The sequence below is a fragment of the Arhodomonas sp. KWT genome (genome assembly GCF_010993615.1).
The window spans coordinates 1-815 of record NZ_WNXE01000756.1 but is presented as its reverse complement, the minus strand read 5'-3'; the positions used below and the strand labels follow the sequence as shown (position 1 = coordinate 815).

The following is an 815-nucleotide window of genomic DNA, read 5'->3' as shown; positions in this document are numbered from 1 at the left end:
CCCTGGGTGGTGGTGTTCATCTGGTGCATGGCCGTGGATATCCGCTGGCTGCGTGAATCGAGGTCCGCCATCGCCTGGCGGGCCGAGTCGAGCTCGTCCAGGGTCGTGGTGACGTCCGCCTGGGATTCGGTCAGCCCCGCCCGTACGGATTCCGCCGCGCTCCCGGTTTCCTCCATGCCGGTGGTCAGGCCCTCGATCACGCCGGAGACGCGTCCGGTGGCCTCGCCGGTCTGCTGGGCGAGCTGACGTACCTCCTCGGCGACTACCGCGAACCCCTGGCCGTACTGGCCCGCCCGGGCAGCCTCGATGGCGGCGTTGAGGGCGAGGATGTTGGTCTGTCCGGCGATCCGGCTGATCAGTCCCACCACCTCGGATACCTCCGAGGTCCGGGCCTGGAGCGCGTCGACCTGGGACTCCAGGGCCTGCAGCCGGGTGTCGAGATCGCTCATGTGCCGTGCGATCGCCTCGCCGCGCCGGTGGCTGGCGTCGACCAGGCCGGTGACCTGGCCGGCGTAGCGCGCGAGCTCCTCGGTGCTCGGGGTGATCTCCTGCTCGAGGGTGGTGGTCATCTCCTCGCTCGCCGCCGCGATGTGGTTGGCCGCGTCCGAGAGTGCCGTGCTCTGACTCTCGCCCGTCCGGGCGAGATCGGCGAGGGTCGGCGCGGTCTCCGAGAGCCTCAGCGCGCTGCCCATGGTGTCGGTGATCTGGGCGGCGGTGCGGTCCAGCAGGGTGTTCAGCGCCGCGGCGACGTCCGCCTGGCGGCCGGTCTCCGGCAGCGACAGGGAGAGGTCGAGGCCTTCCGTGGTGGCGTCCTC

At 71.3% G+C, this 815-nt stretch carries 1 protein-coding gene; it reads right to left on the bottom strand.

What is annotated here, in order from left to right:
- Positions 1-815 (bottom strand): methyl-accepting chemotaxis protein (locus G7A99_RS22195; RefSeq protein WP_240466378.1); only part of this gene is annotated, 815 nt, incomplete at both ends.